6 protein-coding genes are annotated in these 6,961 nt (G+C 41.7%); 1 reads left to right on the plus strand and 5 read right to left on the minus strand.

The features are described from left to right. Positions 1-289 precede the first annotated feature (289 nt). The 4 genes from AC805_RS11685 to leuS all read right to left on the minus strand — a co-directional run bounded on the left by AC805_RS11685 (position 290) and on the right by leuS (position 5,422). Positions 290-985, minus strand: a complete 696-nt coding sequence (locus AC805_RS11685; protein WP_055075605.1) for a retron system putative HNH endonuclease — start codon at positions 983-985, stop codon at positions 290-292. Further along, positions 982-2,265: an AAA family ATPase gene (locus AC805_RS11690; protein ID WP_055075606.1), complete on the minus strand. Its 1,284-nt coding sequence runs from the start codon at positions 2,263-2,265 to the stop codon at positions 982-984. The genes AC805_RS11685 and AC805_RS11690 overlap by 4 nt, the downstream gene beginning before the upstream one ends. A 76-nt stretch (positions 2,266-2,341) precedes the next feature. Beyond that, positions 2,342-2,776, minus strand: a complete 435-nt coding sequence (locus tag AC805_RS11695) for a DUF29 family protein (RefSeq protein WP_055075607.1) — start codon at positions 2,774-2,776, stop codon at positions 2,342-2,344. A 60-nt stretch (positions 2,777-2,836) separates the two neighbouring features. Next, positions 2,837-5,422 (minus strand): leucine--tRNA ligase, encoded by a 2,586-nt coding sequence (gene leuS / locus AC805_RS11700; RefSeq protein ID WP_055075608.1) that lies wholly within the window; start codon positions 5,420-5,422, stop codon positions 2,837-2,839. A gap of 132 nt (positions 5,423-5,554) precedes the next feature. Between leuS and AC805_RS11705 the strand changes: the two genes are divergently transcribed. Next, entirely contained in the window at positions 5,555-6,133 is a 579-nt protein-coding gene (locus AC805_RS11705) for a Uma2 family endonuclease (protein ID WP_055075609.1), read from the plus strand. Here the strand turns inward: AC805_RS11705 and AC805_RS11710 are convergent. Further along, positions 6,111-6,734: a Uma2 family endonuclease gene (locus AC805_RS11710; protein ID WP_055075610.1), complete on the minus strand. Its 624-nt coding sequence runs from the start codon at positions 6,732-6,734 to the stop codon at positions 6,111-6,113. The genes AC805_RS11705 and AC805_RS11710 overlap by 23 nt on opposite strands. Positions 6,735-6,961: the final 227 nt, after the last annotated feature.

The raw sequence follows: 6,961 nt of genomic DNA on the forward strand, positions 1-6,961 counted from the left end.
TTTGTTTTGCATAGAAATCTCTCGCGATCGCTAATTCTAGTTGATAAACCGAATACTTGAATTCCGCTAAAATCTAATCTGATAAATTTCACTCTGAATGTAATATCCGCAAAATTTTAATGGCTTAATAATCTGCTAAGTAGCTAGGCATAAGTAAACTTAAACCCCAGAAGAGCATACCGCCCGCTACGCGGGCGGTATGCTCTCTGGTTTTGGTTTTTAATTATGCCGAACTACTTACTTATCAATTTCAAAGGATTACATGAAGGTAAATTCCCACAGTGATTATTCAATTTGGATCTAGAAATTGCTTAAGAATATAGGCGATCGCAAAGCTAAAAGCTTGTTGATTTGGCTGTTCGTAGGATTTAATAAATATCTCAATTTCTTCTTGTGTTAATCCTTCGATTGCTTCTAAAGCTCCTTTAATTGCAGATCCACGCATAGCTATTAATTTAGAATAGTTAAGATTTAAAGTTTTAATCGTATCAGCAGCTAATTGTTGTTTATCAGGTTCTTCTGTAGGCAGAATTTCCACATCATATTCTTCACCTTGTGGTATTAATAGATATCGAAAGAAAACATCACAATCTGGTTGTAAGGGATGGACAGCAAGTAAATTATTCCCTTTCTTAATGCCACAGTGATACACACAATGTAGGATTTTCTCGTATTCTAGATTTGACTTTTCTGGGATGCCACATGATGCTAAGAGATTAGTGAAATCTATTGCTAGAGCTAGATCCTTTGGCAAGTTTGGCGTTTTATCATTTTGCGGTTGCAGATGCTCAATATGACTGATATTCCTTGTGATGCTCATACCACAGTAACAGCAGGTATAACTTTGCTCTTCCAATAAGGCATCATGTACTTCAGCTTTAATTTGACCTCGTAATGTTTTATAAGTTGGTTTCCAGTCATCATTTTCTTGGGATTTCCAGTCAGTAAAACTTTGCGGTTCTTGCCCTTTCTTGATATATCTCATCTTCCCAAAACTTCTTTCCGATGAATTAATACATCTGCCCTAGCAAATTCTGGCTCATCAAATCCAATTTCGCCCTTCAGGTATTCCTGCAACTCTCTAGCTTTCGGTAAATTACCATCATCAATCAGTCTGAATAAGTCCCTCAAACCATCTTTGATTTCTTGACTGCGTTTAGGAACTCCCATTTCATCTTCGAGAATGCGGTTGCTATCTCTGCCATAGGTTCTGACGATTTCTGCGGTAACTCCTGATTCTGTATTAGCAAGTCGATAGATTTTTCCATCTTTGACTTCGCCTAGCACTTGTGGTGAGTGGGTTGTAATTATAAATTGACAGTTGGGGAAAGTGTCCAATAATGCAGGTATAACCATGCGTTGCCATTTAGGATGTAGATGTAGCTCGATCTCATCAATTAAGACTACACCGCTACCTTCTTCAACAGGTTTTTCCACTTCAGGATTAGCGATCGCCAATCTTCTTGCCAAGTCAGCAACCATTGCTAATAAGTTCTTTTCGCCATCAGACAGTTGATTGATCGTTAGTTCAGCATCATTTTTCGTAACAGTCATGCGTAGTTCAGGACGACGACGAATTCGGAGATCTTTAAATTCTGGCAGAAAAGTATAAATTGCTTGACGTACAGATTCTAATTGTTTGTCCCGATAACTTGGGTTGTCTCTAATTCGTTCATTTTCTAATTCTTCAAGTAACTTAAACCATTCAAAAAATTCTTTAAAAATAACTTGTCCACCTATAAAAGCACGATTATAAGCATTGAGAATACTATAGTTTTTATCTTCTATGGAGTCTGGCAATACCTCAAAAAGAATATCGCGCTTTACTGAGTAGTAGATCAGAACGGGTATATTCTCTGCGTGAAATAGGCTTTTTAAATAATTTGTTGCTAAAGATAAATCTTTAATTTCAACTGACACCTTGGATGGCGTACCTTTCATTCTTTGTATGGAGATTTGAAATTCCAAAGAATTAAGAATAGTTATTAATTGAATTTCAATTTCCTCTGTAATACCAACAGGAATATCATCATCTTTGAAAATAGGCTTAAATTGTTTAGCTATAAACTGATTGAGATTATTTTGGTTTTGATATAACAATTTAACTTGATCGGAGATGTGTTCAATAAAAGCACCTAGGCAATCGAGAATACTTGACTTGCCTGTACCATTGTTACCAATTAATAAATTAAGCTGCGGATCAAGATCTAGGGTTAGATCACTGATACCACGAAATGATTGCATCCTTAATTGTTTGATTTTCATATTTACTTATTGGTGTAATTTATTGCGGACATAAAGTATAAAATTATCTAGGTAATCAACTAAATAAAGTTGAAATTTAATTAACTGATTCTTGCTCAATTAATTTTACTGCATCTGCCAAAATCTCATCGCGATCGCACATTGCTGCTAACTCATCCGCCTCATAGCGTCCCTCAAAAGCCTGGATCGCTGCACTAGCCAGTGCAATATTATAAGCTTCTGCTAAAGTTTCACTAAGTTCTAATTTACTAAGATAAGTTCCCTTAGCCTTACGACGCTGATTTGCACGCCGAATTTGAGTTGTCGAGTTATAAATTGAAAGATCCCACGATCGCGTAGTGCGCTTTTCTACCTTTTGCTTGATGAGATGAACTAATAAAATAATACTGTAGCTAAAAATTTTGCTAATTTTGTCATCCTTACTCATCTCCGTCATTTCCTCAACCAAAACCATCGCCGCAGGAATATCCCCACAAACTAACAATTCCTTCAGAGTCAATAATTCTTCCATAAAGATATCGCCGCGTTATTGAGTAAATAGATGGGGTGATGATAAACACCACCCACAAACTTAGACAACTACAAAATTCACCAACTTCCCGACGACAGCAATCACCTTCTTAATCTCCTTACCTTCGAGATACTTCTGCGCCGCTTCCGAACTGCGGGCATATTCTTCTAAGGCTTGCTTATCATTGCTTGCCCTAGATGGCATTTGGAGACTACCGCGTACTTTGCCATTGATTTGAATTACGAGCGTAATCTCATCAACGGTGAGCGCATCGGGATCGTGGGTAAGCCAAGGCTGTAAATGGATAGAATCTGTGTGACCAATCAATGACCAAAGTTCCTCCGCAATGTGTGGCGCAAAGGGAGCAAGCAAAGTTAAGAGGGTTTCGATACCTTCTAGGAAAGTAGCCGAACTCTTATCCTCAGCATCCTGCAAGGCATTACTGAGCTTCATCAATTCGGAAATGGCAGTATTCAACTGATAACCACCATCGAAATCTTCGGATACTTCCTTAATCGCAATATGAATAGCTCGGCGGAGATTCTTATCAACTTTCTTAGAAATATCATTCTGCTTAGTTTCTGCAAAACTAGACACCAAGCGCCATACCCGATTTAAGAAGCGTTGTTGACCTTCGACATCCGCATCTTCCCATTCCAAATCCTTTTCAGGAGGAGCTTTAAAGAGCGTGAACATCCGCAAAGTGTCGGCTCCATACTTAGCGATCGCGTCTACAGGTGATACACCATTGCCCTTAGATTTGGACATCGTAGCAAATAGCGCTTGCAAAGGTTCGCCTGTTTGGGGATCTTTGGGATCTTTCGGATCGACTAAAGCTGAAGGAACCCATTTATCCTTACCGCCCTTGTTAGGATTCATGTAGGTTAAGCCCTGCACCATGCCCTGCGTGAGCAATCTCGTAAAGGGTTCATCGAAATCGAGTAAGCCGCGATCGCGCAAAACTTTAGTGACAAAGCGGGAATAGAGCAAGTGTAAAATCGCATGTTCTACGCCGCCGACATATTGATCGACGGGCATCCAGTTATTAATAGCATGGCGATCGCCAATTTCTTGATCATTCCGCGCATCGGCAAAGCGCAAGAAATACCAAGAGGAATCGATAAAGGTGTCCATCGTGTCAGTTTCGCGCTTGGAGGCTGTGCCGCATTTAGGACAGGGGACATTTACCCAAGAGTCCAATTGTGCCAAGGGGGAAGCGCCGCGACCTGTGAGTTCGACATCTTCGGGCAAAGCGATCGGCAAGTCGGCATGGGGCACGGGAACTATTCCGCATTTTGGACAATGGATGACGGGAATCGGACAGCCCCAATATCTTTGGCGCGAAATCAACCAGTCACGCAAGCGATAGGTAATTTTGGCGGTTCCCCATTGATTCCTTTCCGCGAGTTCCACAATCTTAGTTTTCGCCGTTACGGAATCTAAGCCGTCAAACTCTCCCGAATTGACCATAATCCCTGATTCGGTGTAAGCGGATTCCCTCACCCCCTGCTCCTCTCCCATAGGGACAGGGGAGTTAGAGGTGATGACGGTTTGAATGGGAAGGTTATACTGCTTCGCAAAGACGAAATCGCGAACATCATGGGCGGGAACGCCCATCACTGCACCTGTACCATATTCAAAGAGAACGTAATCGGCAATCCAGATGGGAACATCTTTGCCAGTGAAGGGATTAACCACACTCGCACCGATCGCTACGCCACGTTTAGGGCGATCGTCGGAAGTGCGATCGATTTCGCTAAGATTTTTGACTTCTTCAATAAATTTGCTAACGGCTTCCTTTTGAGTAGCATTGGTCAAAGTCTCGACCAGAGGATGCTCTGGAGCAAGCACGACATAGCTCACGCCATAAACTGTATCGGGTCGCGTCGTAAAAACAGTGATTTTCTCTTTACTGCCAACGATGGGGAAACTTAGCTCCGCGCCTGTGGACTTGCCGATCCAGTTGGCTTGCATGATCTTGACACTAGAGGGCCAGTCATTGAGCTTATCCAAATCCTGCAAAAGCTGCTCGGCATAGTCGGTGATTTTCAAAAACCATTGACGCAACTTGCGCTTCTCCACCAATGCCCCCGATCGCCAAGATCGACCTTCACTATCCACTTGTTCGTTGGCAATTACGGTTTGGTCAATCGGATCCCAGTTAACCTTAGCTTCCTTTTGATATGCCAACCCCGCTTCCAAAAATTGCAAAAAGATCCATTGCGTCCATTTGTAATAGTCGGGCGAACAGGTCGCTAACTCACGCTCCCAGTCGTAGGACAAGCCCACTTGCTGAAGTTGCGATCGCATATTGTCGATATTGGCGTAAGTCCATTTCGCAGGGTGCGTATTGCGATCGATCGCCGCATTTTCCGCAGGCAACCCGAAGGCATCCCAGCCCATCGGGTGCAATACTTGATAGCCCTGCATTCTTTTGTAACGGGCAATCACATCGGTGATCGTATAGTTGCGGACATGCCCCATATGCAGATCACCCGATGGATAGGGAAACATTGACAGCGCATAGAATTTCTTTTTGTTGGTTTCAGAACCAATTGCGTCGTTATTTGCCTTGTCAAGTTGTTTCTCAGCCCAAACTTTTTGCCACTTGGGTTCGATCTGCTGGGGATTGTATCTAGTGTCCATTACTTATCAATCAATATGCGAAAATATGCGAATAAGAAAGCTAGCGATCGCTTAGATCGCGAGTCTTGAATCTTAATAATACTAAATATTTAGCATGAAAGCTCTAACCTACCTGAATTGAGGTGAAATACGATGACAGCCCAACTAGTTACACCCAATTTTACGAGCAATATTCATAGATTTACGGTGCAGCAATACCATCTCATGCACGATGCGGGGGTGTTTGCAGAAGGCGATCGCTATGAATTAATCAACGGAGAAATCATACAAATGTCCCCAATTGGCATCAAGCACGCAGTTTGTGTAGCTCGTTTGACTAAACAGTTTGAAAGAAAATTAGGCGATCAGACAATTATTTGGACGCAAAATCCCATTCATTTAAGCGATAGATCTGAACCACAGCCCGACCTAGCAATTTTAAAGTTACGTGATGATTTTTATGCTAGTGCTTTGCCAACACCAGAGGATATTTTGTTGATTATCGAAGTTGCTGACAGCACGATCGCTTATGACCGCGATGTAAAAATGCCGTTATATGCTGCCAATGGGATTCCTGAAATGTGGCTATTTGATGTCAATCAACAAATTATCGAAGGATATTCGCAACCATCAGCTTCAGGCTATAAGCGATCGCAGCGCTATGAGCAGGGTGATACGCTCTCTCTGCTTCCATTTCCTGATGTGATTTTTAATTGGGAAGCCCTGATCTAAAAATTTGATTGGCAGTGAGGTTTAGCTCAGGGAAAATTTGCGAGATCAAGCAATCGCTATTTTGAAATTTGCTAATTTGATATTCTCCATCCACCAAATTACAAACCGAGATGGTCGGTTGCTTGGGATTACCGATAAAGTTGCGTCCGCCCAATGCAGCATAATCAATAATCCAATATTCAGCTATTCCCATCTCTTCATAATCGGCAAATTTCAAATGATAATCATCTCGCCAATTAGTAGATACAATTTCGATCGCTAAAGGTATGGATGCACCCTGACTAAGCACTGATTCTTTTTTCCATCGTGGTTCATTGGGCAGATTGGCGCGATTTACCACTAATATGTCTGGGAAATATCCAGAATCTTTGCCTTCAGGTCTGACAATTGCTTGGTTAGGAATGAGATATGGCAAGTCTAAGCGATCGATTATTCCACTAAGCTTAACGGTCAAGAATCCTTTAGATTCTTCGTGATCTCCAACTGGTTGAGCCATTTCAATAATATTTCCGTTATGTAGTTCGTAACGCACGCCAGAATTTTCAGGAAGAAATTCCACAAATTCATCAAAGGTCGTTACTTTCGGTAAGGTTTGAATCATCATGGCGGTTATGCCCTGCCTACGACAAAAATATTATTTCTATATTATCAGGTTCATTTCGTTTTTAGTTAAAGGCGATCGCCCCTGCTCCGATCATACTTTCTATCGAGTCGTATAGCTGTCGCCAAGTCTAATAAGACATAAACCCCAAGAATTGATTGGCGGCGCGAAGCGCCGCCAATCAATTCTTGGGGTTTATGTCCTAAGTCAAGTGACTGTAGCTATAG

The sequence above is a fragment of the Pseudanabaena sp. 'Roaring Creek' genome, assembly GCF_001402795.1.
Classification (GTDB): domain Bacteria; phylum Cyanobacteriota; class Cyanobacteriia; order Pseudanabaenales; family Pseudanabaenaceae; genus Pseudanabaena.